This is a genomic window from Flagellimonas halotolerans, from assembly GCF_035818535.1.
Classification (GTDB): domain Bacteria; phylum Bacteroidota; class Bacteroidia; order Flavobacteriales; family Flavobacteriaceae; genus Flagellimonas; species Flagellimonas halotolerans.
The window spans coordinates 106,725-133,354 of the sequence record NZ_JAYKYV010000008.1; the positions used below are offsets into that span (position 1 = coordinate 106,725).

At 41.9% G+C, this 26,630-nt stretch carries 27 protein-coding genes; 19 read left to right on the forward strand and 8 right to left on the reverse strand.

Annotation, left to right across the window (positions count from 1 at the left end; genetic code table 11):
* Nucleotides 1-2 precede the first annotated feature (2 nt).
* The gene (gene htpG, locus VM932_RS11190) at nucleotides 3-1,889 is read right to left on the reverse strand and encodes a molecular chaperone HtpG (protein ID WP_326278869.1); all 1,887 of its coding nucleotides are present in this window, start codon (nucleotides 1,887-1,889) and stop codon (nucleotides 3-5) included.
* Between the two features lie 328 nt (nucleotides 1,890-2,217).
* On the opposite strand from htpG, the gene VM932_RS11195 reads away from it, so the two are divergent.
* The 3 genes from VM932_RS11195 to VM932_RS11205 all read left to right on the forward strand — a co-directional run bounded on the left by VM932_RS11195 (nucleotide 2,218) and on the right by VM932_RS11205 (nucleotide 5,296).
* Nucleotides 2,218-2,874, forward strand: coding sequence for a TetR family transcriptional regulator C-terminal domain-containing protein (locus tag VM932_RS11195; RefSeq protein WP_326278870.1), 657 nt, complete (start codon nucleotides 2,218-2,220; stop codon nucleotides 2,872-2,874).
* A 5-nt stretch (nucleotides 2,875-2,879) separates the two neighbouring features.
* On the forward strand, nucleotides 2,880-4,190 hold the full coding sequence (locus tag VM932_RS11200; protein ID WP_326278871.1) for an ABC1 kinase family protein: 1,311 nt from the start codon (nucleotides 2,880-2,882) through the stop codon (nucleotides 4,188-4,190).
* Nucleotides 4,191-4,285: 95 nt separating this feature from the next.
* Nucleotides 4,286-5,296, forward strand: coding sequence for a 3-oxoacyl-ACP synthase III family protein (locus tag VM932_RS11205; protein ID WP_326278872.1), 1,011 nt, complete (start codon nucleotides 4,286-4,288; stop codon nucleotides 5,294-5,296).
* A gap of 120 nt (nucleotides 5,297-5,416) precedes the next feature.
* On the opposite strand, the gene VM932_RS11210 is transcribed toward VM932_RS11205, so the two are convergent.
* The gene (locus VM932_RS11210) at nucleotides 5,417-7,867 is read right to left on the reverse strand and encodes a TonB-dependent receptor (RefSeq protein ID WP_326278873.1); all 2,451 of its coding nucleotides are present in this window, start codon (nucleotides 7,865-7,867) and stop codon (nucleotides 5,417-5,419) included.
* 348 nt (nucleotides 7,868-8,215) lie between these two features.
* Between VM932_RS11210 and VM932_RS11215 the strand changes: the two genes are divergently transcribed.
* Nucleotides 8,216-8,575: a CoA-binding protein gene (locus tag VM932_RS11215; protein ID WP_326278874.1), complete on the forward strand. Its 360-nt coding sequence runs from the start codon at nucleotides 8,216-8,218 to the stop codon at nucleotides 8,573-8,575.
* Here VM932_RS11215 and VM932_RS11220 read toward each other — a convergent pair.
* A complete protein-coding gene (locus VM932_RS11220; protein WP_326278875.1) occupies nucleotides 8,559-10,046 on the reverse strand; it encodes a sodium:solute symporter in 1,488 nt (495 codons plus the stop codon). The two genes, VM932_RS11215 and VM932_RS11220, sit on opposite strands and share 17 nt — an antisense overlap.
* 76 nt (nucleotides 10,047-10,122) lie before the next feature.
* Between VM932_RS11220 and recR the strand changes: the two genes are divergently transcribed.
* The 14 genes from recR (at nucleotide 10,123) to VM932_RS11290 (ending at nucleotide 22,600) form a co-directional block, all read left to right on the forward strand.
* Nucleotides 10,123-10,743 carry a recombination mediator RecR gene (gene recR / locus VM932_RS11225; protein ID WP_326278876.1) on the forward strand — a complete coding sequence of 207 codons (621 nt, stop codon included), beginning with the start codon at nucleotides 10,123-10,125 and terminating at the stop codon, nucleotides 10,741-10,743.
* A gap of 80 nt (nucleotides 10,744-10,823) precedes the next feature.
* The gene (locus tag VM932_RS11230; protein ID WP_326278877.1) at nucleotides 10,824-12,188 is read left to right on the forward strand and encodes a dihydrolipoamide acetyltransferase family protein; all 1,365 of its coding nucleotides are present in this window, start codon (nucleotides 10,824-10,826) and stop codon (nucleotides 12,186-12,188) included.
* 72 nt (nucleotides 12,189-12,260) lie between these two features.
* Complete coding sequence (locus VM932_RS11235; protein WP_326278878.1) at nucleotides 12,261-13,034, forward strand: 3'-5' exonuclease; 774 nt, start codon at nucleotides 12,261-12,263, stop codon at nucleotides 13,032-13,034.
* Between the two features lie 30 nt (nucleotides 13,035-13,064).
* Nucleotides 13,065-13,676: a fumarylacetoacetate hydrolase family protein gene (locus VM932_RS11240; RefSeq protein WP_326278879.1), complete on the forward strand. Its 612-nt coding sequence runs from the start codon at nucleotides 13,065-13,067 to the stop codon at nucleotides 13,674-13,676.
* The gene (locus VM932_RS11245) at nucleotides 13,676-14,014 is read left to right on the forward strand and encodes an Hpt domain-containing protein (RefSeq protein WP_326278880.1); all 339 of its coding nucleotides are present in this window, start codon (nucleotides 13,676-13,678) and stop codon (nucleotides 14,012-14,014) included. The genes VM932_RS11240 and VM932_RS11245 overlap by 1 nt, the downstream gene beginning before the upstream one ends.
* Nucleotides 14,015-15,265, forward strand: coding sequence for a competence/damage-inducible protein A (locus tag VM932_RS11250; protein ID WP_326278881.1), 1,251 nt, complete (start codon nucleotides 14,015-14,017; stop codon nucleotides 15,263-15,265).
* A gap of 74 nt (nucleotides 15,266-15,339) precedes the next feature.
* On the forward strand, nucleotides 15,340-15,567 hold the full coding sequence (gene rpmB / locus VM932_RS11255) for a 50S ribosomal protein L28 (protein WP_100817573.1): 228 nt from the start codon (nucleotides 15,340-15,342) through the stop codon (nucleotides 15,565-15,567).
* A gap of 28 nt (nucleotides 15,568-15,595) precedes the next feature.
* Nucleotides 15,596-15,778 carry a 50S ribosomal protein L33 gene (gene rpmG, locus VM932_RS11260; protein WP_100817574.1) on the forward strand — a complete coding sequence of 61 codons (183 nt, stop codon included), beginning with the start codon at nucleotides 15,596-15,598 and terminating at the stop codon, nucleotides 15,776-15,778.
* Nucleotides 15,779-15,816: 38 nt separating this feature from the next.
* A complete protein-coding gene (locus VM932_RS11265; protein ID WP_014033527.1) occupies nucleotides 15,817-15,969 on the forward strand; it encodes a DUF4295 domain-containing protein in 153 nt (50 codons plus the stop codon).
* 175 nt (nucleotides 15,970-16,144) lie between these two features.
* Complete coding sequence (ftsY, locus tag VM932_RS11270; RefSeq protein WP_326278882.1) at nucleotides 16,145-17,101, forward strand: signal recognition particle-docking protein FtsY; 957 nt, start codon at nucleotides 16,145-16,147, stop codon at nucleotides 17,099-17,101.
* Between the two features lie 4 nt (nucleotides 17,102-17,105).
* A complete protein-coding gene (locus VM932_RS11275) occupies nucleotides 17,106-18,770 on the forward strand; it encodes an amidase family protein (RefSeq protein ID WP_326278883.1) in 1,665 nt (554 codons plus the stop codon).
* A 116-nt stretch (nucleotides 18,771-18,886) separates the two neighbouring features.
* Nucleotides 18,887-20,188 (forward strand): 30S ribosomal protein S12 methylthiotransferase RimO, encoded by a 1,302-nt coding sequence (rimO, locus tag VM932_RS11280; protein WP_326278884.1) that lies wholly within the window; start codon nucleotides 18,887-18,889, stop codon nucleotides 20,186-20,188.
* Between the two features lie 319 nt (nucleotides 20,189-20,507).
* A complete protein-coding gene (locus VM932_RS11285; RefSeq protein WP_326278885.1) occupies nucleotides 20,508-20,987 on the forward strand; it encodes a DoxX family membrane protein in 480 nt (159 codons plus the stop codon).
* Nucleotides 20,984-22,600, forward strand: a complete 1,617-nt coding sequence (locus VM932_RS11290) for a Gfo/Idh/MocA family protein (protein ID WP_326278886.1) — start codon at nucleotides 20,984-20,986, stop codon at nucleotides 22,598-22,600. Before VM932_RS11285 ends, VM932_RS11290 begins: the two co-directional genes overlap by 4 nt.
* 93 nt (nucleotides 22,601-22,693) lie before the next feature.
* Here VM932_RS11290 and VM932_RS11295 read toward each other — a convergent pair whose 3' ends face one another.
* Both VM932_RS11295 and VM932_RS11300 read right to left on the reverse strand, forming a co-directional pair.
* Nucleotides 22,694-23,449, reverse strand: coding sequence for an anti-sigma factor (locus VM932_RS11295; RefSeq protein ID WP_326278887.1), 756 nt, complete (start codon nucleotides 23,447-23,449; stop codon nucleotides 22,694-22,696).
* Complete coding sequence (locus VM932_RS11300) at nucleotides 23,446-24,009, reverse strand: RNA polymerase sigma factor (RefSeq protein ID WP_326278888.1); 564 nt, start codon at nucleotides 24,007-24,009, stop codon at nucleotides 23,446-23,448. The genes VM932_RS11295 and VM932_RS11300 overlap by 4 nt, the downstream gene beginning before the upstream one ends.
* Before the next feature lie 119 nt (nucleotides 24,010-24,128).
* On the opposite strand from VM932_RS11300, the gene VM932_RS11305 reads away from it, so the two are divergent.
* Nucleotides 24,129-24,647 (forward strand): fasciclin domain-containing protein, encoded by a 519-nt coding sequence (locus tag VM932_RS11305; protein ID WP_326278889.1) that lies wholly within the window; start codon nucleotides 24,129-24,131, stop codon nucleotides 24,645-24,647.
* Nucleotides 24,648-24,713: 66 nt separating this feature from the next.
* Here the strand turns inward: VM932_RS11305 and VM932_RS11310 are convergent, their stop codons facing one another.
* The 3 genes from VM932_RS11310 to VM932_RS11320 are packed head-to-tail and all read right to left on the reverse strand — an operon-like array spanning nucleotide 24,714 to nucleotide 26,573.
* Nucleotides 24,714-25,847, reverse strand: coding sequence for a serine hydrolase (locus VM932_RS11310; RefSeq protein WP_326278890.1), 1,134 nt, complete (start codon nucleotides 25,845-25,847; stop codon nucleotides 24,714-24,716).
* Between the two features lie 10 nt (nucleotides 25,848-25,857).
* Nucleotides 25,858-26,115 (reverse strand): hypothetical protein, encoded by a 258-nt coding sequence (locus tag VM932_RS11315; RefSeq protein ID WP_293169232.1) that lies wholly within the window; start codon nucleotides 26,113-26,115, stop codon nucleotides 25,858-25,860.
* A 5-nt stretch (nucleotides 26,116-26,120) separates the two neighbouring features.
* Nucleotides 26,121-26,573 (reverse strand): SRPBCC family protein, encoded by a 453-nt coding sequence (locus VM932_RS11320; protein WP_326278891.1) that lies wholly within the window; start codon nucleotides 26,571-26,573, stop codon nucleotides 26,121-26,123.
* Nucleotides 26,574-26,630: the final 57 nt, after the last annotated feature.

The window sequence follows — 26,630 nt, forward strand, 5'->3', positions numbered from 1 at the left end:
CCTTACTTGATCATATCGTAGCTTCTCGCAATAAAATTGGTAAGCTCTTCGCCTTTCAACAAACCTTTGGACAGGCGGGCCAAATCCAAGGATTGGTTGATCAACCTTTCCCGTTTCTTTGCGGTCTTGGTATTCAAGATCTCGCTGACCAATTCGTGATTGGTGTTTACGATAAGGTTGTACATATCCGGCATATTGCCCATACCGAACATACCACCGCCACCGGTTTGTTGCATTTCCTTCATACGGCGCATAAATTCGGGCTCGGTAATTATGAACGGAGAAGCACTGCTCTCCATGGCCTCCATCTGAATAGTGTATCCCTTATCGGAAATTACTTTTTCCAAATCAGCCTTTAGGCTGTCTTTTTCTTCTTCGGATAGTTTTGAAATGGCCGTATCCTCTTTTTTGATGAGGTTGTCCACATGGTCGGCATCCACTCGAACAAACGATAGGTTTTCTTTGGAAGTTTCCAATTTTTGCATCAAGTGCGGTACAATGGGGGAATCCAATAAGAGTACTTCATACCCTTTTTTCTTAGCGGCTTCAATGTAGCTGTGTTGTGCCTCTTTGTCCGAAGCATACAACACCACCAATTTGTCATCCTTATCGGTCTGGTTGTCCTTGATTTTGGCTTCCAGTTCTTCGAACGTGTAGAAGTCTCCATCAACCGATGGGTAAAGTGCGAATTTGTCCGCCTTGTCAAAGAATTTATCTTCGGAAAGCATTCCGTATTCGATGACCACTTTAATGTCGTTCCACTTCTGTTCAAAATCCTCGCGGTTGTTTTTAAAGAGCGAAGTCAGTTTATCCGCAACTTTTCTGGTGATGTAGGAAGAAATTTTCTTCACTGCACCATCAGCTTGCAGATAGGACCTGGATACATTCAAAGGAATGTCGGGTGAATCAATAACCCCTTTCAACATCGTCAAGAATTCGGGAACAATGCCTTCTACATTATCGGTAACGAACACTTGGTTCTGGTACAACTGGATTTTATCCTTTTGTATACTAAGGTCGTTGGTCAACTTTGGGAAATATAAGATGCCCGTTAAGTTGAACGGATAATCCACGTTCAAGTGAATATGGAACAAGGGTTCCTCGAATTGCATGGGGTACAACTCCCTGTAGAAGCTTTTGTAGTCTTCCTCGCTTAAATCCGTAGGTTGCTTGGTCCAAGCTGGCTCGGGGTTGTTGATGATGTCGTCCACCTCTTTGGTAGGTGCAGGTTCGTCTTCCTTGGCGCTTTCTGGTTTAGGAAGGGTTTCCGTTTTTGTTCCAAATTTGATTGGAATGGGCATGAACTTGTTGTACTTGGTCAAAAGTTCACGGATTCTCGCATCTTCCAAAAACTCGGTGGAATCCTCAGCTATGTGGAGGATAATTTCCGTTCCCCTTTCCGTTTTGTCGCTCGGTTCTATGGAAAATTCTGGAGAACCGTCGCAACTCCAGTGCACTGCCGGTTCTTCTTTATGGCTTTTTGTGATGATTTCCACTTTCTCTGCAACCATAAAGGCAGAATAGAAACCAAGACCAAAATGCCCGATGATACCGGCATCTTTACCGGCATCCTTGTATTTGTCCAAAAATTCCTCGGCACCCGAAAAAGCCACTTCGTTAATGTACTTTTTCACTTCCTCCTCGGTCATACCAATACCTTGGTCTATAATATGGATGCGTTTGTTGTCCTTGTCCACCTTAACCTCGATCATGGGATTGCCATATTCCACTTTCGCTTCCCCAATGGAAGTAAGGTGCTTTAGTTTCAAGGTTGCATCCGTAGCATTCGAAATAAGCTCCCTCAAGAAAATCTCATGGTCACTATACAGAAATTTTTTAATCAAGGGAAAAATGTTCTCTACTGAAACATTGATTTTACCTGTAGCCATCGTTTTGTTTTTTTATTCTTCTTTACCCCCTTTTCCAGTCAAAAAAAATACCAGAACGTTAAATATGACAAACTGACATTTAACTATCATAATGTCAACAGGTGAATTTTAACATAACTTTGTTTATTTTTATTTAAAAAAGATTAAACAAAATATGTATATTTACAGTGTTATAGGATGAAATTGCTATGAACTAGTAACACTATAACAAGTTTGTTTATTTATTGGTTAGGTTGTGAAAATGCACTTTCGCTCGAAAGTGCATTTTCTTTAAAAGTTTGATTGTGCCACCTCGCCACCCTTTAAACTCTCATAAAAAAATACCAAAATGGCAAATACTAGTAAATCCAAGATTACCGATGATAAAATTATAGGCCTGTTTATGGAATCTGTACTGGAACATGAAAGGGTACCCAGCTCGGTATTCAAATTTTGTAAGGAGCATAAAATAAAAGAAGAGGAGTTTTATGGATTGTTTGGCTCGTTTGAATCGCTTCAGCAATCCATTTGGAACAAATTCTTTGAGAATAGTTATGGGGTAATGCAGAAGAACGAACAATATGCTTCCATGACAAATGAGGAGAAGATGCTTACTTTTTTCTACACATTTTTTGAGAACCTGACCTTAAACAGGAGTTATGTGCTATTTATAATGAAGGAGCATAAATATTCCTTGGAAGGATTGGGCCAATTAAAGGGGGTGCGGAAAAAGTTCAAGGATTTTGCATCCACGCTCATTGAAGAGCGAAACGAGGAAAAAAACCTCAAAATCCTTAAATATAATGCACCGTTGTTCTCGGAAGGTGCTTGGTTGCAGTTTTTGTTCATTTTAAAATTCTGGATGGAAGACGGTTCCCCTGGCCTGGAAAAAACAGATATCGCCATCGAAAAGTCCGTGACCACCATTTTTCAAATATTTGAAAGTACACCATTGGAAAAAATAGTGGACTTTGGAAAATTCCTCTACAAGGAAAAATTCGTATAAGGCCCATGAAAAGTTTGGATACCATTCCCACTGGAAAAATAGAACGGGCTGGAAAACTCGTTAAAACTGGCGTTAAGATAGGCGGCAATTATGTGAAATACTACGGCAAAAAACTGGTTGACCCACAGACCAACCGAGATACACTGAATCAAGACAATGCGGAGGATATTTATGATGGCCTAAAGAGTTTAAAGGGCAGTGCCCTAAAGGTGGCGCAAATGCTCAGTATGGAAAAGAACTTGCTTCCCCGTGCCTATGTGGAAAAATTCTCCCTGTCCCAATTTTCCGTGCCACCATTGTCCGCTCCCTTGGTTCGTAAAACTTTCAAAAAGTATTTGGGGAAGTATCCAGAGGATGTTTTTGATGAGTTTGAAAAGGATTCCGTTAATGCAGCTAGCATTGGACAGGTGCATCGTGCCGAAAAGGATGGTAAAAAACTGGCCGTTAAGATTCAATATCCAGGAGTTGCCGAAAGCATTAGCAGTGATTTGGCCCTGGTAAAGCCAGTGGCCATAAAAATGTTCAATTTAAAAGGCAAGGATTCCGAAAAATACTTCAAGGAAGTAGAGCACAAATTAGTGGAGGAGACCAACTATATTTTGGAACTGGAGCAAAGTGATGAAATTACCACCGCTTGCACTGTTATTCCGAACATGCAGTTTCCAAAATACTACCGAGAGCTATCCAGTGAGCGCATCTTGACCATGGATTGGATGGAGGGAATCCATTTGGGGGAATTTACCCAAACCGATTTCGATGCTGATTTGGGCAACCAATTAGGGCAGGCGCTTTGGGATTTTTACATGTTCCAAATTCATAAATTAAGGAGGGTACATGCCGACCCACATCCGGGAAACTTTTTGGTGAGTTCGGAGGGCAAATTGATTGCAATTGACTTTGGGTGCATCAAAGAAATACCGGAAGAGTTTTACGTGCCCTATTTTGAGTTGGCCAAGGAAGAAAATATCAATAACGATAAAATCTTCATGGAGAAACTGTACGAATTGGAAATCCTGACACCCACCGATTCCGAAGAAGAACTGCAATTTTTTACGGCCCTGTTCAGGGAAATGCTCACGATTTTCACTTCACCCTTTCACAAGGAAACATTTGACTTTGGCGATAAAGTTTTTTGGGCCAAGATTGCGAATCTCAGCGAGCGCTACTCCAAAGATGAACAAATTCGAAAAATGAACGGAAATCGCGGTTCTAAACACTTTTTGTATATAAATCGCACATTTTTTGGACTTTATAATTTGTTGCACGATTTAAGAGCCAAGGTAGAAGTGAACCATTTTGAAAAGTATATGGACTAATTTCCTTAATAAATATCCGGTTCTTGGGATATATTTTTTACTTTTCCATTAATTAGCCTAGGACTTTTTAAAGATTCAATATTAAGCACTTTATAATGTATAACTCAAGAATATCAGGATTGGGATTTTACGTCCCTGAAAATGTGGTCACTAACGACGATTTGTCCAAAGTGATGGACACGAATGACGAATGGATTCAAGAACGGACCGGTATAAAGGAAAGGCGACATGTTGTAAAAGGGACCGATACCACCACATCCATGGGGGTAAAAGCGGCCAAAAAAGCAATTGAACGTGCAGGTATTGATAAAGACGATATTGATTTTATCGTTTTTGCTACATTAAGCCCCGATTATTACTTTCCTGGCCCCGGGGTTTTGGTACAACGCGATTTGGGATTAAAAAGAACTATAGGGGCACTCGATGTTCGAAACCAATGTTCTGGTTTTGTCTACGGAATCTCCGTTGCTGATCAATACATAAAAAGTGGCATGTACAAAAATGTGCTAGTTATCGGTTCCGAACTACATTCCCATGGTTTGGACATGACAACAAGGGGTAGGGGCGTATCCGTAATTTTTGGGGATGGTGCAGGAGCTGCCGTGTTAACCCAAGAAGAAGATGCTTCTAAAGGGATTCTTTCCACCCATTTACATTCCGAAGGGCAACATGCCGAAGAACTTTCCTTGATTGCGCCCGGAATGGGCAAAAGATGGGTGAACGATATTATTGCAGATGCAGACCCTGAAGATACTTCGTATTACCCTTATATGAACGGGCAATTTGTGTTTAAAAATGCGGTGGTTCGTTTTAGCGAAGTGATTATGGAGGGTTTACAAAAAAACAATCTGGGCCCTCAGGATATTGATATGCTGATTCCGCATCAGGCCAACTTGCGGATTTCACAATTCATCCAAAAGAAATTTGGGTTGAAGGACGACCAAGTCTTCAATAACATCATGAAATACGGAAACACCACGGCCGCATCCATTCCGATTGCTTTAACAGAGGCATGGGAAGCAGGTAAAATCAAACAAGGTGATTTAGTGGTGCTTGCTGCTTTTGGCAGTGGATTTACTTGGGGCAGTGTAATCATTCGGTGGTAGCCAATATCGTCACAATAAAAGTAAGAATAAAATAAAACCCCGATCCTTTAGGATCGGGGTTTTTGATTAATGCCCCCACAAGATAACCAACCAACACTCAATATGAGGCATCAATACATTTTATAAAATTCCACCACCATTTTGTTTGGTGTTGCTATCTCTTCTTTTGCGTTTTTTGGCGCTATTTTTTCCACTTCCAAATCGGTAGGATAGACCAACGTACACATTATTGCTTTCCCAGTTAAAGGCACCTTCTTGTGCATAGGGGTAATCACCTTCAAAGGCGAAGCGCATGGTGTTGAAAATATCGTTATAGTTTAAGCTAAGGGTCCCATTGCCCTCGGCAAAGCTGTAGCGCGCGCCCAAATTCACAAAATACATGGGTTGGGCATCAAACTGTATGCTTTTGTTTCGTCCACGGTAAAAGCCAAAGGCTTGCAACGTCAATTTTTTGGTCACGGTGAAGCTATTGTTCATTCTAAGGTTCCAGGCCGTGTTATCGACCTCCACTCTTTCTTCAACAATATCGTCCTCGCTTGGGTTGGGATCCGTAGAGTTCAACGTTTCCGTAATACCTCTTTGCGTCTGCGAAAAAAGGTCGAAACTGCCGTTAATGTTCCACCATTTAATGGGCTTGTAGTTAGTGGATAGCTCTACCCCGTAGGCAGAGGTTTTATCAAAGTTGTCAAAAGTGAGAATGGTCTTGTTCAAATCCAAGCGGTCTATATAAATCGCCCTGTTGATTTCGTCTGAAATGCTTCTGAAAAAAACACCGCCCGTAACACTACCGTTTTTGATTCTTTTGGTGTAATTGGCTTCATAGGAGCTTGTAAACTGGGGAACCAAATTTGGGTTACCAAAGGAAGATATCAAAGGGGTGGCAAACTCTCGGATTGGGTTTACTTGTTGCAGCCCCGGTCTGTCCACACGTCTGCTATAACTAATTTGTACCTGATCTTTTTCGTTGGGTTTGTAGGTAACAAAAGCGGATGGATATATTTCGGTATACTTGTCGGTAAAGGAACGTACCGCATTGGTATCCGCTTTTACCTGCACATCTTCTACCCGAACACCCATTTGGTAGGACCATTTCTCGTAGGACTGTCCAAAAGTGGCGTAGGCGGAATAGATATCCATATCATATACAAATTTTGTGGATGGCGTTGGTACCAAGTTTCCTTCGGAATTAAAAGTTTGGCCAGTGGACGAATAATCCACCTTGGTCTCAAAATTTCTGGATTGCAATCCCACTTCCAACTTGGAAATACTGTCCAGCGGATTCACGTAATCTAAATTGGCCGTAGTTTGGGTGCGTTCGGTATCCACAAAATCCATATAATCCGGATAGGTAGATGCTCCAGTGGAGCTAAAATCGGCATCTTGTTCGCTTTCAAACTGGTTGTGGTCCACTTCCAGCTCTATGTTGTGCCCTTCCTTGTCAAAGTCCAGTTTATAGTCAAAATTGTATTGCTCGCTCCGGTTGTTGGAGTCGTCAAAGAACAATTGGGTCACATTTCTGGATGGATTGTTGAAATACGAGACTTCGGTTTTGCCATCACCTTCTCCTTCATAAATATTTTGATTGGTAAAGAAGGATATGGTGTTTTTGTCATTCAAATAGAAATCGACCCCCACTTTATAGAGATGGGATTTGTTGTTATTGAAGAAATCAAACTTTTGGCGTGAGTTTTCCCCGATGCGGAGAATGCTTCCATCGTTGACCCATTTACCGATATTGTTCCCGTAATTTCCATAAAAGTTGAATTTGCCATTACGGTAGTTCAAGTCGATAGAGCTATTGAATTTGGCCTCGATACCTTTGGTAAGGCCCATGTTCACGTTTCCGTTGAAGCCAATGTTTGCATTTTTGTGCAAAACAATATTGATGATGCCGCTCATCCCTTCGGGATTGTACTTGGCAGACGGGTTGGTGATCAGTTCTATGGATTTTATGGATGTGGACGGAATTTGCTTGAGCAATTGTGCAACGGGCACGTTGGACAATTTTCCATCGACCATGACCCGCACATTGGAATTTCCACGAAGGGTAATATCGCCTGTTTGGGAATCCACATTAACGGATGGAATGTTGTTCATAATGTCCGATGCCGAAGCACCTGCGGTCGTAAGGTCTTTCCCTACATTGATTACCTTTCTGTCCACACGTTGTTCTATGGTGGTTCGTTCGGCCACTACCTCAACGCCTTCCAGTTCCTTGGTCTCTTCCTCCAAGGTTACGGTTCCCAAGTTCAGGTTCCGTTTCCCTTTGGCTATCACCAGTTTTTGGGAGTAGGTCTTGTAGCCGATAAACTGTACTTCAAAAAGAAAGGTGCCATCGGGCAGTTTTTCAATTTCGAAGCTTCCATCTTCGGTAGTAATACCGCCAGTTATGGTCGTTGACCCATCTTCGGATTTGATGACGACCGCCGCGTATGCAACAGGTTGTTTGCTGGTGTTGTCCACGACTGTTCCGTTAACAGAGCCTAAAGCCGTATCGGAATCGTTTCCAAAAGAATAAAATGGGGATGCAATGCACAGCAAAAGTGCAAAAAGAATGCTCACATGTCTCATGAGTTGTTCGTTTTTTGATTGATGATTCGATTGATTGATGTTACCTTTAAGACGCCCGATACTGGAGAATGTTACAGAAGAAAATTATTTTAACATTCCTTAACATAAAATATGATGGCTTTGCCCATTTTTGTAAGGTATTCTGGATTGGATGGGCAATTGCGGCAAGTCTATAAAAGAAGAAACCCCGGCAAAATACCGGGGTTATACATTGATAAGCTATACTAAACACTAACCATTAACTATAAAAATACAGTCTTACCAATGACAATATAATATATGAATAATAGACGAGTTTTCCTTTTAAAAGTTACAGTCTATATTAAAGTTTAACACAAAAATTAACAAATGTCAAAAACACTTGTCGTAGGGGCTTCTACAAACCCGGGAAGATACAGCAACACAGCAATTCGTAGGCTGGTTGACAACAATGTTGAAACAACCGCATTTGGGATACGTGGGGGAACTGTATCTGGGGTGCAAATTAAAGACAACTTGGTTGATTTTCAAAATATTGATACCGTAACTTTATATTTAAGCCCCAAAAACCAAAAGGAATATTATCAACAAATCGTGGATTTAAAACCCAAACGGGTGATTTTTAATCCGGGTACCGAAAACCCTGAGTTCTACAAAATCCTTGAAAACGAAGGGATTAAGGTGGAGGTGGCCTGTACTTTGGTGTTGTTGGCTACTGGGCAATACTAGTTTTTGGCTTGGATTTCTTGGTCCTGATCAGCCAAAGACCAATAAATGTCAATAAACCGTTGAGTGGTAACAATTCATAGCCGACCTGATACCCTCCCAAATAATCTGCAGGTACACTGGCAACCAAAACTATGGTGACCACCGAAGCTAGTGCAACTATCCAAACATAACTATCCTTGATCTTATGCTTGGTTAAGATGCCAAAGGCAAAAAGACCCAATAAAGGGCCGTAGGTATAACCGGCCACAGTGAGCAGACTATCAATAACATTGCTGCTAAGAATGTACTTAAAGGCGATAATAACAATCACCAACACTATGCTCATTACAATATGGGTGCGTTTTCTTATGCGCTTTTGCTCTTTGTCCTCTTTTTCTTCAACATTTAAAAAGTCCACACAAAAAGATGTGGTCAGGGAAGTAAGCGCACTGTCGGCACTACTATAAGCGGCAGCGATCAACCCAAGCATAAAAGTAATGGCCAAAGCCAACCCCAAACCTCCATTTAGGGCAATTTCAGGGAATAACAAGTCGGTTTTAGGGGCGCCGTCCATCAACGGAATGCCAATGCCCTCCCTTTTTGCATAGATAAAAAGCAAGGCGCCCAAAAGCATGAATAAAAATGTGACACCTACCAGTACAAAACTGAAAGAGACCATGTTCTTTTGGGCATCTTTCAAGGATTTGCAGGTCAGGTTCTTTTGCATCATATCCTGATCTAGGCCCGTCATGCAAATAGTCACGAACATTCCACCTATAAAGGATTTAATAAAATAACTTTTGTTCAAAAAACTATCCGTTATTAAAAAGTCATTGTAATTCTTTAATTCTTCCGAAGCCAAGAACTCTCCAAAACTCCATCCCAATTCCTTGTTTATCATTACAATGGAAAGGATTACGGCCAAAATCATAAAAAGTGTCTGCAGGGTATCGGTCCAAACAATGGTTTTTATTCCCCCTTTGTTCGTGTAGAGCCAAATCAATACAATGGAAATGACCACCGTAAACTCAAAACGAACCCCAAGGTCATCAAAAACAAATTGCTGTAAAACGATGGCGACCAAATACAATCTGAAAGCGGCACCCAAAACCCGGGATATAAAAAAGAAAAACGCCCCGGTACGGTGGCTTACTTTTCCAAAACGATCAAGCAAATACTCGTAAATAGAGGTGAGGTTCAGTTTGTAATACAGGGGCAACAATACAAATGCCACTACAAAATAGCCAAAAAGATACCCAAGAACCACCTGCATATAGGTCAATTGGCTATCTCCCACCCATCCAGGAACCGATATAAAAGTTACACCCGATAGCGAGGCACCTACCATTCCAAAGGCAACAACATACCATGGGGATTGCTTGCCGGCCTTAAAAAAATCGGCGTTGGAATCGTTTTTACCAGTAAAGTAAGAAATAAGGATGAGCACCATGAAATAGGCACCTATAAGCAACAGAATTTGTGTGGCTGTCATATTTGCAATTTGATTTGCAAAATACGAAAGTAAATTGGTAAAGGTAAAATCGTAATTTTGTAATAGAATTGATGCTATGGAATTTTCATCGAAGCTATTGGAAAATGCAGTTTACGAAATGTCGCAATTGCCGGGAATCGGTAAGCGAACAGCATTACGGTTGGTATTGCACCTGCTAAAACAGCCCGAAGAAAGAACCGAACTGTTGGCACATGCCTTGCTAAAATTGAAGAACGAGGTCAATTTTTGTAAAAACTGTCACAATATTTCCGATACCGAAGTGTGCGAAATCTGCGCCAATCCCAAACGGGACGAAACCATAGTCTGTGTGGTGGAAGATATCAGGGATGTAATGGCCATTGAGAATACATCGCAGTACAATGGGTTGTACCATGTGCTGGGGGGTAAAATATCTCCCATGGAAGGTATGGGGCCACAAGACCTTACCATAGCATCGTTGGTGAATAAGGTGAAGAATGGAGTTGTAAAAGAATTGATATTGGCCCTGAGTTCAACCATGGAGGGCGACACCACTAATTTTTATATTTATAAACAATTGGACGGACTGGAAGTTACAACTTCCACGATTGCCAGAGGTATCTCGGTCGGGGATGAATTGGAATATGCAGACGAGATAACTTTGGGAAGAAGCATCATCAATAGGGTGCCTTTTGAAAGCTCGATCAAAGCGAATTAAATAAACATAAGTCAAAAATAAGTCGATTTCTTTAGTATTTTTGTAAAATACAAATCAAAATCACTTTGATAAATACGAATATGTCAAAATTTGAATTGAAATTACCGCAAATGGGAGAAAGTGTCGCAGAAGCTACCTTGACCAACTGGTTGAAGGAAGTGGGCGATACCATTGAGATGGACGAGGCCATCTTTGAAATTGCCACCGATAAAGTGGATTCCGAAGTTCCCAGTGAAGTGGATGGCGTGTTGTTGGAAAAGCGGTTCGAAGTAGATGATGTCATAAAAGTTGGTGAAGTGGTCGCCGTAATCCAAATAGAAGGTGAAGCTGACCATGTAGCGGATGACAGTACCGATGACGAAATGGTGGTAGAGGAACCAGCAGAAGTGCCAGCAAGGGAATTGGAAGCCCAAATGGCAGGGGTGAAAGAATCTGTTTCCTCCCCAGCACCCGATTTTTCAAATTCGGAACGATTCTATTCACCTTTGGTGAAGAATATTGCCAAGGAAGAAAATGTTTCCATGGACGAATTGGAGGCCATTGTTGGAACGGGAAAAGAAGGCAGGGTCACCAAGAACGATATTATGGCCTATTTGGAAAACCGTTCCAATGGAAACGAAACCAAAGTAGAAGCAACACCACAGCAAGAAGTCAAGACTGAAAAAGCGGCAACGCCCATAGCGCCAAAAGAAACGGTCGCGGACAAACCAAAAGAATCCAAAGTTCAAGTAGGTGCAGGAGATGAGGTAATTCCGCTCACCCGAATGGGCAAACTGATCGCCCATCACATGGTCGAGAGTGTATCCACCTCGGCACACGTACAAAGTTTTGTGGAAGTGGATGTGACCAATGTGGTGAACTGGAGAAACAAGGTAAAAAATGCTTTCCAAGAACGCGAAGGGGAAAAACTGACCTTTACGCCCATATTTATGGAAGCCGTGGCCATGGCCTTGAAAAAATATCCAATGATGAACATATCGTTGGATGGGGACAAGGTCATTAAAAAGAAAAACATCAATTTAGGTATGGCAGCGGCCCTGCCCGATGGCAATTTGATTGTTCCGGTAATCAAAAATGCCGATCAATTGAACTTGGTAGGCATGGCCAAAACCGTGAACGATCTTGCCAGTAGAGCTAGAAATAATCAGTTGAAGCCCGATGAGGTAAAAGATGGCACCTACACGGTAACCAATGTCGGTTCCTTCGGAAGTGTTTTCGGAACGCCCATCATCAATCAACCACAAGTGGGAATCCTTGCTTTGGGCGCCATCAGAAAGATGCCATCGGTCATCGAAACCGATCAAGGCGAATATATCGGAATCCGCAGTAAAATGTATCTATCGCACAGTTACGACCACCGTGTTGTAAATGGTGCCTTGGGGGGTATGTTTGTAAAAGCCGTAGCCGATTATTTGGAAGCTTGGGACATAAACAGGGAAATATAACGCAAAACCGTTCATATTCTTTTCACTATTCTTAATTTAGAAGCCCAGTGAATTTTATTTAAAAAGTCCCACATGCAATTACAATTGACTAAACCTATCTGCTTTTTTGATTTGGAGACCACGGGAACCAACGTTGCAAAAGACAGGATAGTTGAAATATCCATCCTAAAGGTTTTTCCCAATGGAAACAAGGAAAGTAAGACATGGTTGGTGAACCCGGAAATGCCGATTCCGGCAGAATCTGAGGCCATTCATGGAATTTCCAATGAAAAAGTGGCCAACGAGCCCACTTTTAAGCAGTTGTCCAAAGACATTTATGCCATGATCCGTGATAGTGATTTGGCAGGTTTCAATTCCGACAGGTTCGATATTCCCTTGTTGGCGGAAGAAATGCTCCGGGCCGATGTGGATTTTGATATGAAGAGTATGGTCTCCGTAGATGTGCAGACCATTTTCCATAAAATGGAAAAACGAACTTTGGAGGCAGCTTACAAATTCTATTGTGATAAGAATTTGGACGACGCTCACAGTGCCGAAGCCGATACTATGGCCACTTATGAAGTTTTACTCGCACAGTTGGAAAGATACCCTGAACTGGAAAACGATGTTAAAAAACTATCGGAGTTCACTACCCGAAAGCAAAATCTTGATTTTGCAGGTTTTATCGGTGTGGACGAAAATGACAACCCTATTTTTTCCTTCGGAAAGCACAAAGGAAAAACGGTGGATGAGGTCATGGAAAAAGAACCAGGATATTTTGGTTGGATTTTGAACGCCGACTTCCCGCTGTACACCAAAAAAGTACTTACCCAAATAAAGTTGAGCAAGCTCAACAATAAATTTTAAGATAAGAAGCGTTAACCCCCATAACAGATTATGAAGCTGATTTGTATAGGACGTAATTACGTTGATCATATTGATGAATTGAACAACGAGCGTCCGGATGAACCTGTGGTTTTTATAAAGCCCGATTCTGCTATTTTGCCCAAAGAGCAAGATTTTTATATCCCCGAATTTTCTCAAGATGTACATTATGAAGTAGAGGTCTTGGTGAAAATCAAAAAAGTGGGAAAACATGTTTCCAAAGAATTTGCCCATAAATATTATGATGAAGTTGGTCTGGGAATAGATTTTACGGCAAGAGACCTTCAATCCAAATTAAAATCCAAAGGATTGCCCTGGGAAAAGGCCAAAGGATTTGATGGAGCGGCCGTGGTGGGCAAGTGGTTGTCCAAAAGTAAATTTAAAAATTTGGACAATCTAAATTTTACATTGTCAAAAAATGGGGAAAAAATGCAAGAAGGGAATACCTCTTTAATGCTGTGGAAAATAGATGAAATTATAGCGTATGTATCTACGTATTTTATGCTGAAAAAGGGCGATATTATCTTTACGGGTACACCTGCCGGTGTTGGTAAAGTAAGCCCAAATGACTACCTTGTCGGTACATTGGAAGGAGAGCAACTGTTTGATATTAATGTAAGATAATGATTTACAATCTCGATAAAATAAATGAAATGGCCGAAGGTGATGAGGATTTCATTACCTCCGTAATTTCTGTGTTTTTGGAAGAAGTCCCGGAAGATTTGGAAAGCCTTGAAAAGGCAATCGGCTGTAAGGACTACGAAAACATATACAAGCTAGCGCACAAAATTAAGCCCAATGTGGATATTTTGGGCATGGAGCAAACAAGGGCCAAGGCGCTCGAAATAGAAACCTTAGGCAAAACAGCAGGCAGTATGGAGGAGATTGAGGAAAAATTCCCCATCCTTAAAAAGGATGTGCTCCAAGTGGTCACCGAACTAAAAAACGACTTCAATTTATAGATGCAAGCCGAAATAATTACCATTGGGGATGAAATTCTCATTGGCCAGATTGTAGATTCCAATTCAGCGTTCATATCCAAAGAACTCAACAAAATTGGAGTCTCGGTCTATCAAATTACTTCCGTACAGGACGATAGGGAACATATACTCAAATCTTTAAAAGAAGCAGGAGAGCGCTCTTCGGTGGTCATCATTACGGGTGGTTTGGGGCCCACAAAGGATGATGTCACCAAGCATACCCTTTGTGAATTCTTTGATGATGAACTGGTTCGGGACGATTCAGTCTTGTCTCACATTGAAGAGCTTTTCAAAAAATATATTACAACCCCAATTTCGGATTTGAACAGGGAGCAAGCCATGGTTCCATCCAAGGCTACGGTGCTGCACAACGAATTTGGTACCGCTCCTGGCTTGTGGATAAAAAAAGGGAAGACCGCCTTTGTTTCACTTCCAGGTGTACCTTATGAGATGAGAAATCTCATCACCAAATCCGTATTGCCCAAAATTGTTGAAGCATACGAACGTCCCCATATTGTTCATAAAACCATTATGACCTATGGTATGGGAGAGAGTGCCGTGGCGGAAAAACTGGAGGATTGGGAGAATGACCTGCCATCTTTTATAAAGTTTGCCTACTTGCCTAATCTTGGGAGCGTAAGGTTGCGGCTTTCTGCCAAAGGAGCGGATAAAGAAGCCTTAATGGCCGGCATAGAGGAACAGGTCAAAAAGTTGTATCCTTTGATCGGTGATATCATTTATGGTGAGGAGGAGGAAGATGGACGAGTGGAGAAACAAATCGGTACTTTGTTGACCAATAAAAAAATGACATTGTCCACGGCCGAAAGTTTTACGGGCGGCAGTATTGCAGAAAGAATTACCGCAGTTCCGGGAGCATCCAATTATTTTAAGGGAAGTATAGTGTGCTATGCCACCGAGATGAAAGTAAGATTGTTGGAAGTGCCACAAGAACTTATAGATAAACATTCCGTGGTCAGCGAAGAAGTGGCCATGGCCATGGCCAATAATGTGAAGAAAAAGCTGGAAACCGATTTTGCGATTGCCACTACGGGCAACGCAGGGCCCACCAAAGGTGATTCCGATGCCGATGTTGGAACCGTTTACATAGGAATAAGCACACCAAAGGCTACTTTTGCCCAAAAATTTGTGATGGGCAAGCACAGGGAAAGGGTCGTCAAAAAGTCTGTAAACAAGGCTTTTGAGCTCTTGTACAAAGAAATTTTAAATTTCTGAAAAAGATTTTTGTACGTCCCATTAAAATGGTATAAATTTGCAGCCTCAATAAAATCACTCAAATAGTTAGGGAGATGTCTAAAGTTTGTGAAGTAACAGGAAAAAAGGTGATGTTTGGAAACAACGTTTCCTTTTCTATCAATAAGACCAAAAGGAGGTTCGATGCGAATATCTCCAAGAAGAGATTTTATATTCCGGAGGAAGATCGTTGGGTAACCTTGAACGTTTCTGCCCGTGGGTTGAAAATCATCAACAAGAAAGGAATCTCTGCTGTCTTGAAGGAAATCAATTCCAAAAAGTAAGTTGTAAAAGCATTATAAGTACAATACAATGGCAAAGAAAGGAAATAGGGTTCAGGTAATTTTAGAGTGTACAGAACACAAAGAATCTGGTATGCCAGGTACTTCTAGATATATTACCACAAAGAACAAGAAAAACACGCCAGATAGGATGGAGATTAAAAAGTACAATCCTATCCTTAAGCGTATGACCGTTCATAAAGAAATTAAGTAATAGCTTTTTACAAAGTAAAGAGCAAAAAAATATAAACCATGGCAAAGAAAACAGTAGCAACGCTTCAGTCATCATCCAAAAGATTGACAAAGGCCATCAAAATGGTAAAATCCCCAAAAACTGGAGCTTACACTTTTGTAGAGTCTGTAATGCCACCAGAAATGGTAAATGACTGGTTGAACAGCAAATAAGGAAAAACTTCCTTGCACACTATAGAAGCCGCTTTTTAGCGGCTTTTTTTATTTTCTTGATTTTGTATTTTACCAACCTCTACTACAACCATAAGGGTAATCCGTCCCGATCAAATTTTGTATTAACAAAACTCCCCTTACTTTCCTATCTTTGACCATTAGCAAAGAACACAGGATGAGTCTATTCAAAAATATATTTTCAAAGGATAAAAAAGAGACCTTGGACAAGGGGCTCGAAAAATCCAAAACCAGTTTTTTTGGTAAACTGGGCAAGGCCGTTGCAGGTAAATCCAAAGTGGATGATGAAGTATTGGATAACCTGGAAGAGGTTTTGGTAACTTCCGATGTAGGCGTAAATACTACGCTTAAAATAATAGACCGAATCGAACAACGTGTGTCCCGCGACAAATACATGGGTACCGATGAACTCAATACCATTTTACGTGAGGAAATAGCAGGTTTGCTTTCTGAGACCAATTCGGGCGAGGATACCGAAATTACCGTGCCCCAAGACAAAAAGCCCTATGTAATTATGGTTGTTGGCGTAAACGGTGTGGGTAAAACAACCACCATTGGTAAATTGGCCCATAAGTTTAAAAATAAAGGAATGAAAGTGGTGCTGGGGGCAGCCGATACCTTCCGAGCCGCCGCCATAGATCAATTGGAGGTTTGGGCCAAACGGGTAGATGTCCCTATTGTAAAACAAAAAATGGGCAGCGACCCTGCCTCTGTGGCATTTGATACCTTGAGTTCGGCGGTGGCAGAAAATGCCGATGTGGTTTTGGTGGATACCGCAGGACGTCTGCACAACAAGGTCAATCTAATGAACGAGCTTTCCAAAGTGAAGCGCGTAATGCAAAAAGTGGTCCCCGACGCGCCTCACGAGGTGCTTTTGGTGCTGGACGGATCTACGGGACAGAACGCATTTGAACAGGCCAAACAATTTACCAAGGCCACCGAAGTAACCAGTTTGGCCGTAACCAAGTTGGACGGAACAGCAAAGGGTGGGGTTGTCATCGGAATTTCCGACCAATTTCAGATCCCCGTAAAATATATTGGTGTAGGTGAAGGGATCGAGGATCTTCAAGTGTTCAATAAATATGAATTTGTCGATTCATTTTTCAAAATATAAAATCATGTTCAGATATTTTCTATGTGCCTTTTTACTGATCGGATTCATTTCCTGTAAAGATAAAAATGCGGAACCCAAGGAAGAGGTTGTCCTTTGGACACCCTATAACGATTCCGCTGAGGTTGCTGCCAATGCAGAGCACGAGAACAAGAGGATGCGCTATAAATTCATCCAAAGTAAAGTGTTAGACAAGAACGAGGTTTTTTTGCCTCTGTATGATGAAGTGTCCCGGTTCACCGAAGCGCAATACGAAAAAATGAAACCTTTGGTTTTGGAACAGGATATCCCAACCATTCAAAACCATATTGATGCAGGAACGTTCACCTACGAAGATTTGGTGTTGTTCTACCTGCACCGAATTTATACCTACGAACTGCCCAACAAAACCACCTTAAACACCATAATTGCATTGAATCCAAATGTCCTTGAAGAAGCCCGCCAATTGGATGAAAGCAAGGAGACGCATCATCCCATTTACGGTATGCCCATTTTATTGAAGGATAATATCGGAACAGCCGAAATGAAAACCACCGCAGGTGCCATTGTTCTCAAAGAAAACCAGACCGATGATGCTTTTATCGTAAAGCGCTTAAAACAAAAGGGCGCTCTTATTTTAGGCAAGGTAAACCTAAGTGAATGGGCCAATTTTCTATGTGACGGTTGTCCCAATGGTCAAAGTGCGGTTGGTGGACAAACCTTGAACCCCTACGGAAGAAGGATTTTTGATACTGGAGGTTCCAGTGCGGGCAGCGGAACATCCACCGCTGCCAATTATGCAGTAGGTGCGGTGGGAACCGAGACTTCTGGGAGCATACTTTCGCCATCCAGTCAGAATTCCGTGGTTGGTTTAAAGCCGACCATAGGTCTATTGAGCAGAACGGGAATCGTGCCTATCTCCAGTACCTTGGACACCCCAGGTCCCATGACCAAAAATGTAACCGATAACGCCATCCTTTTGGATGCCATGTTGGGCAAGGACGAAGCCGATTATAAATCGGTAAGTACGGAAAAACCAGGCATTTTATCCGCTTGGATGAGCCCTGAGCCCCTCAATGAAATTCGTCTTGGAGTGATGACAAGCTTCATGGAGGGGGACTCCATTTATGCTGCCAATGTGCAAGCTTTGCGAGAAGCTGGTGCCCAAATAGTTGCATTTGAAGCAGAAAGTATTCCTTTGGAAGGTTTCACTACGCTGTTGAATTTGGATATGAAAGAGGATTTACCTGCTTATTTAAACGCAGAGGTGAAAGATAGGGACGCCGTAAGAGTGGCATCGGTAGAAGATGTGGTCACATTCAATAATCAAGATTCTTTGGTTAGAATACCCTACGGGCAAGCACGTTTTGATGGTATTTTGGCCGATTCAACTACGGCAGAACAATTCGAAAAAATAAAGCAAGATTTGAGGGAATCAGGTAGGGCGTTCTTCAAAATAATGGAAGAAAAGCAGCTTGATGCCGTGTTGAGTATCAACAATTACCACGCAGGCTATGCTGCCGTGGCAGAATATCCCGCTTTGACCGTTCCGATGGGGTATAAAGCTGATGGCGAGCCTGAAAGCATGACTTTTATCGGAAAACCATTTTCCGAAGCCCATTTGTTGCGAATAGGCAAAGCTTTTGAAGAGCTGACCAAGGCCCGAAAAATGCCAGAAGACTATCGGGATTAACAAGCTTAGTATTGCTTTTACCTAATTACTACAAGATATACTACCGCTAAAATTATACACTAAAGTGATTGTAATGCTTTGCGTTATTGTATTTTTGCACTCCATTTATAGGAAATATGCGTACAAAATCGCTCAAAAAGAACAAAATCAATGTAGTGACCTTGGGTTGTAGCAAAAATGTCTACGACTCCGAAGTGTTGATGGGACAATTGCGTGCCAACAACAAAGATGTGGCACACGAAGAGGAAGGCAATGTTGTGGTGATCAATACCTGCGGATTTATTGCGAATGCCAAGGAAGAAAGTGTCAACACCATTTTGGACTACGTACAGCGCAAAGAAGCTGGGGATGTTGATAAGGTTTTTGTGACCGGCTGCTTGAGCGAGCGTTATAAACCGGATTTGGAGAAAGAAATTCCCAATGTGGATGAGTATTTTGGGACCAGTGACCTTCCCAATTTGTTGAAAGCGCTTGGTGCCGATTACAAGCACGAGTTGATTGGTGAGCGTTTGACCACTACACCTAAAAACTATGCCTATCTTAAAATTGCCGAAGGTTGCGATAGACCATGTTCGTTCTGTGCGATTCCATTAATGAGAGGCAAGCACAGGAGCACACCTATTGAAGATTTGGTGGCCGAGGCTGAAAAGTTGGCTGCCAATGGGGTCAAAGAACTCATTTTAATTGCACAAGACCTTACCTATTACGGTCTTGACCTTTATAAGAAAAGAAACTTGGCAGAATTGCTTCAGGCATTGGCCAAAGTCGAGGGGATTGAATGGATTCGTTTGCACTATGCATTTCCTACAGGTTTCCCCATGGATGTTTTGGAAGTGATGCGCAACGAGCCCAAGATTTGTAATTACATCGATATACCGCTTCAACATATTTCGGATTCCATACTTAAAAGTATGCGACGTGGTACCACCCAGACCAAAACCACAAAGCTGTTGAAAGACTTTAGGGAAGCCGTTCCCGAAATGGCTATCCGAACCACATTGATCGTTGGTTACCCCGGTGAAACCAAAGAGGATTTTGAAACCCTGAAACAATGGGTCCAAGAAATGCGCTTTGAACGTTTGGGTTGTTTCACGTACAGTCATGAGGAGAATACCCATGCCTATAATTTGGAGGACGATGTTCCCGAAGAGGTGAAACAAGAGCGCGCCAATATTATCATGGAAATCCAGTCCCAAATTTCTTGGGAACTCAACCAAGAGAAAATCGGGGAAACCTTCCGTTGTATCATCGATAGAAAGGAAGGGAACCATTTTGTGGGCCGCACGGAATTTGATTCCCCCGATGTAGACAACGAAGTGCTTATTGATGCTACAAAACACTATGTGAAAATCGGAGACTTTGTCAACATCAAAATTACGGACGCATCGGATTACGATTTGTTCGGTGAGCCAGCCTAAGGGTCTTGCTTAGGGGCAATATTATTTTTATCATCCAGCGTGTAATTCTTTAATGCACTTGCCATGCCTTGCGCAGCTTGGTATGTCTTCTCAACATACTTTCATTAGTTGGCGGCACTTATTAAGAGTCGCGATTTTATTGTTTTTAAACACAGACAATATGATCAACCCTTAAAAATGACATTCGTCATGGTATTTGGTGGTGGTGTTGGGTACTTTTAGTACTTCAAAATAAAAGAAGATCAGATGTGTCATTTCCCAATTCTTGATTTCTAAAACATATCAGAAGCAACGATTGTTTGCAATTAACTATATAACTATGGACCAAAATCAAAATAAACTGAAAGCAAGTGTTACCCTGCTTCGTATTTTTATCGGGTGGCACTTTTTATTTGAAGGTGTGGTGAAGATGTACAATCCCGAATGGACATCGTTTGGGTATTTGGCAACCGCGCAAGGACCTTTTGAGTGGTTTTTTACCATGTTGATCGGCGATGCAACCATAGGTTGGGTGGACACTTTGAACATTATTGCCCTTATGGTGGTAGGGGTCACCTTTACCCTTGGAATCTTCGAAAAAATCGGGGCCATTGTGGGCATTGGTCTACTGGCATTGTATTTCTTGGCCCATCCGCCATTTCCTGGTTTAACACAAATGAACGCGGAAGGAAACTACTGGTTGATCAATAAGAATTTGATTGAACTTGTGGCCTGTATTGTGATTTACCAACTACCAACAGGCAAATACTTTGGTCTGGATTACCTTAGAAAGTACAAACTTAAAACTCAGGAACAATGAAATGGACTAGAAGAGACCTTTTACTAGGATTGGGAGGCCTGCCCATACTCGGAGCTGTATGGTGGGCAGGAGCGGCAACCTCTGTAGGGTCGAGGAATAAACGCTCGGAAATATTGGAACAACTTAATATAAAGCCATCATTGCCTCCTGCAGTTCCAGGTATTGGCGGTGAACCTGTTCGAATCGGAATTATAGGCTTTGGTATCCGAGGGGAACAATTGACCAGGGCATTGGGCTTTGCTACGGACGAATGGAAAGAAGAAATGCGTTTGGAAGCCGAAGAAGACCCGAACAATAAAAGGTTGGAAGATTTTGAGAAACAAGAACGGCTCAATGTAAAGTTGGTCGGTATTTGTGATATATTCGATGTACGAGCCGAAAAATTCATTAATTCGTTCTCGACGGACGATAATCAAATAAAAAGATATTTGACCTACAAGGATATGATCCAAAGTGGCGAAGTGGATGCCGTGGTAATCGCTACCCCGGACCACTGGCATGCTCCCATGTCCATCGAAGCATTGAACAATAATGTGCATGTATATGTAGAAAAACCCATGACACATACTATTGGTGAGACCTATGCCTTGCGCGAGGCCGCCGAAAAATCCGATGCGGTTTTTGCAGTAGGACACCAACATAGGCAAACCTTGAGTTTTGGCACGGCCCGCGACATTGTGGAAAAAGGAACGCTGGGGCATGTGTCCTTGATCCAGACAAACACAAACAGGAACGATGACAACGGGGCATGGAACTACGATATCCACGAAAAAGCCAGTCCCGATACCATTGATTGGGAACAATTCTTGGGGTCGGCACCAAAGGTACCGTTCAACAAAAACCACTTTTTCAGATGGCGTAAATGGTGGGCCTATGGTTCTGGACTATCTGGAGATTTGTTGACCCACGATTACGACCGCTTGAACTGCGTCCTCAATATGGGAATTCCAGCTTCGGTAAGTGCTTCAGGTGGAATTTATACCCATAACGATGGCCGTAATGTTCCCGATGTGATCCAAGTGAACATGGAGTTTCCCGATTATAGCACGGGAAGCAGTCAAACCAAGGGCAAGGAAAAAGGGATGACCTTTTGCTATAGTGCAACTTTGGGTAACGGATTCAATAGACCTACCATTTTAATGGGGCACGATGCGACTATGGAACTGGGCAATAGATTAACGGTTTGGCCCGATGGGTCGTCTACCCGATATGCCGATATGCTGGAAATGGAAAAAATGAGACCTGACGTACCTATCTACCAATACGACCCAGCAGCGAATGCAACAGATGCCGTATCATCGGCAACATCGCAGTACTTTGCTGATAAAGGCCTAATGTGGACCTATATTGATGGAGTTCGTGTAGATTCCACCTTTTTGCACATGAGGGAATGGTTAAGTGTTATTAAAAATGGTGGAAACGTGAGCTGCGGCATCAAAGAAGGTTTTGATGAAGCTATTTCTGCCCACATGGCAGGTTTATCCTGGAAATTGGGAAGGAAAATAGAATGGAATGCAGCACGCCAAACCTTAAAGCCGATTGAAGGTATAGATTTTGACCAAGTGCTCTTGGGCAACGAAAACTGGAACATGCAACCAGAAATGGTTGGGTGAGGTTTCTTGACTTTTATGGATTCTAGTCCGGAAGGTGGGACATTGTCGAAAAGAATTTGATTCTTGGGCCAATGTCCCACTTGTCCTTTTGGATTATATGATAACGTTGGAAATTAGTTCCTCAACTGTTGGGTGTTCGCTACCGCCAGCAGGTTCTACGGTCAGGTTTAGCGATTCCGCGTTTTCGATATATTTTAAGGTTACTAACTCTTTATCGGTGGGTACAACGCCCATATTGATCATTTCTCCATTGACATCGCTCCACATTTGATAGGTTTTATCCTTGGGCAATACGGGTAATCCTTTGGGGTTGACAAATACCAGTTGACTTTTATGGTTGATGAAAGCTATGGCCTTGCCGTTGGGCGCTTTTTGGTTACCATAGAGTACCAAAGGAACCACATCTGGATTATTGATGTTCTCCAAACGATTGGCGGTGAGCCTGAACTCGGATTCCAGTTCATCCACTTGCTGCTGTAATTGGCTGGTTTGCAATTGAAGTGTGTTTAGATCGCTTTCGGCATCTTGCCATTTCACATAGAGCCAAAACGTACTTAGGCCAAAAACCAATGCAAATCCGGCCGCAATCGATAGGGGCAACCAACTTGTTTTTTTTATCTCTGGTTGACGGATGACGTTTTTTATTCTTTCTTTTACAATTAATGGCGGAGTTATGGCCTGTTCCATACCCATGCGTTCGAAATCTGCTTCCAACACATCAAAATGCTCCTTGAGCGATTCATCTTGCTTCAGGGCATCTTCCACAGCAGTGGTCAATTCTTCTGAAAGCTCTCCGGTCAGATAAAGCTCTAGAAGTCCTTCTTCCAATATCTTTTTCTTTTCCATCATGCCATTGATTCTAAAACGACCCAAATATAAACCAACATATTCGTGTACGTTTCGCGCAATTGTTTTAGTGCTTGCCTAATGTAGGACTTAAAGGTGCCCAATGGCACTCCCATTGCCTTGTGTGCTTGTTTATGGGTATAACCGCTATAATACACCAATGCAATAGCTTTTTGGTGATGAGGTTCAAGGGCTTTTATGGAACCTTTAAGTTCCGTATAATTGGGTAACTCTTCGTTAACCTCCTTAGTATCATATACACTTAAATCATTCGTTTGGATGAGCTTGTTCTTAGTTCGCATTGAATTTAACGTTGTGTTGCGTGCAATTCTGTAGGCCCAAGTATAAAATCTGCCTTTTGAGGCATCGTAGGCTGCTATGTTTTTCCAAATTTTTATGAAAGTTTCCTGTAGCAGGTCTTCAGCCTTGTCTTTATCACGGCACATGCGAAGAATTACTCCGAACAGTGCTCCGGAATATTTGTCGTATAGCTGGTAGAGGGCCTTGTCGTCACCCGAATTTAAGCGGGCGATTACCTCATGGTCTTCAAAACTGTTCTTCATTGCCAGTGTTAAAGATATGATAAAAAACTACGGTGCTCATCCATTTGCCCAAACCATGTGTAAATAATAATTGAAAGCGCTTTAAAAACAATAATCATTGAAAATTTAAATCAGAAAAAATGAAAAAATTAATCTTTGCTTTAGCCACTTGTGCTTTATTATTTTCAACCCAAGACACTAGTGCACAAAAATCCCAAGACATTGTGGACATTGCTGTTTCGGTAGATGATTTCTCAACCTTGGTGACCGCACTAAAAGCGGCTGATCTTGTGGGAGCCTTGAAGGGTGATGGTCCTTTCACGGTATTCGCTCCTGTGAATTCAGGTTTTGCCAAAATTGATTCTGAAACCTTGAACGCACTATTACAACCGGAAAACAAGGAAAAACTTGCGGCTATCTTAACCTATCACGTGGTGTCGGGCAAATTAATGGCTACCGACGTGGCAGCTGCATTGACCCAGGGAAATGGAAAAGCAGAACTTGCAACCTTGAACGGTGGGAAATTAACTGCTATGAAAAAGGACGACGATATCTATTTAGAAGATGCCCAGGGAAATTGGAGTAAAATTTCCAAAACAGACGTCGTTGCCTCGAATGGAGTGATCCATATTATTGAGGATGTTGTAATGCCCAACTGATAAAGAGTTGTTCGTTTTGATGTTGAAAAGCACCGCATTGCGGTGCTTTTTTAGTTTCGGACCTTGTTATCTTCCTCGGGTCAATTCAATTTCATAAAGTTCTCTTCCCAATTGTGCCAAAAAGGGGATGCCCACTTCGTCGTATTCGTAGGCATCATCATTAAAAATACCATCGCTATTAACCAATATCGTTGCCGTGAGCATAAAATCAACATTGTTTTTGGTGTCCTTTATATAGGCGCAATCAGTCAGGGTACCATAGGCATATCCCACTTTGTTATATATTTTGATGTGTTTGGGCATGGGTTCCGTACTGTCACCAAACATAAAAAACTTTACATAGCTATCATAAAATACATCGGGGTCATAACCTAATTGGGTCGGAAGTGTGTGCATGGCGGTCAACAAATATTTGCGTTGAACATCACTTAGGTTAAAACGTTGTTCCCTTGGGAATGCTTCAGGAAAGATGATACGTTTTAACAGTGCAGTCTGTGCTTCGATGGGATAGTAATTTTTCAACGAAAAATCAAAAGGATCCATTTGCAAAGATTCATCAGAAATAAAACCTTTTCCTTTTTCAGCCCTATTTAGTTCAAGTGGTTTTATCGGGGAATTTATAATGGGTTTGCTCAATGAGGTCGTGGAATCGTTAAGGTAAAAAACCAATGGTTTGGTAGTTACATCATCAGCATTGTCTGTTGATAAACGATGGGCTATCCTAATGGGCGAAACGCCTCTCCTTTGCATCCTTTCATTCAAGTCGTCTTGCCCTATAAACTCTACCAACCGGTTGTTGGCGGCATTGTCCGAGACGGCAAAAATTTCTGAAATGGCCTTTGCGAATGTTGAGTTTACGGAATCACCTTCAACAAAAAACCGGGTGTTTAGGGAAAGTGAGTCAAGTTCGTTGAGTTTTTCCAGAGTGGCCACCGCAGCGGGGAACTTAACCGTGCTTGCAGGATAAAAATAGTTGCTTTTGTCAACCTGAAAATCGTAATCTGTGAAAACGATGTTGTCGTTCCTTCGGTCTATTTGGGTGTATCTTATTTGGACTTCATGTGCCTCCAGATTGTCCATTACCCTGCTAATTTTGACATTCTCGGAAGAAAGCACTTGGATCAAAGGGTCGGTAGATGAATTTTTGGAGCAGGAGAGCCCCAATACAAGCAAACTCAATATCCCAAGTCTGGACCTCATGAAAAAAAGATTAAATTTCCCCCGTATATACCTGGCCCCTGTGGGGTTTCAGAATTTCCCTTGCCTCCTTTAATTCAAATTCGGCCACGACCAAAAAAGCAATACTGTGGGTGGGACTATAATGTTCTACTCCCGAAAGGTCGTGCTTTAATTCCTCTGCCTCTACAAATTCTTTGAGGTGTTTTAAATAGTGTTCGGCAACATGGGCCGCATTGGGACCTCTAAAGTCCCAAATAATCTTTATTTTTCTGTCCAAAAGCTTTTCCATGGTTTTTATGAGCCGGTTACGGATTTGCCGGTTTCGGCAAAGGATTTAAAATCTTGCATGTACTTTAAGGATTGTTTTTTAAACGCACCGGGCATAAAAAGCCCCATAAGTTTCATGCCAAATCCCGAAAATTGGAATTCAGACTCGGAAATCCAGCGGGTTTTGTCCCCTTCTTCCTTAAAATAATTTTTTTGAATGTTATGCACACCTTTGGTGTCGTAAATGGTGTGCAGTTCATCGGGAAGGTTTCTTTTGATGATGGTCTCTATCATGGTAATTTCCCGTTTGCCCATTTTGTAACTGAGACTCATTTGGGCACCTTCCTGTCCAGGGTTTTGTGATAGTTGTTCATAGTTGACAAGACCTCTTTGCCAATGTCTCATGTTTTCGGGATCATCCATCTTTTTGATGAATTCTTCCCTTGGGACATCAATAACAATTTCGGTAGTGTACTTCATGTTTGGTTTGGTTTTGCACTAATGTAGCAATTTCTGGCATCTATCTCCAACTAAAAA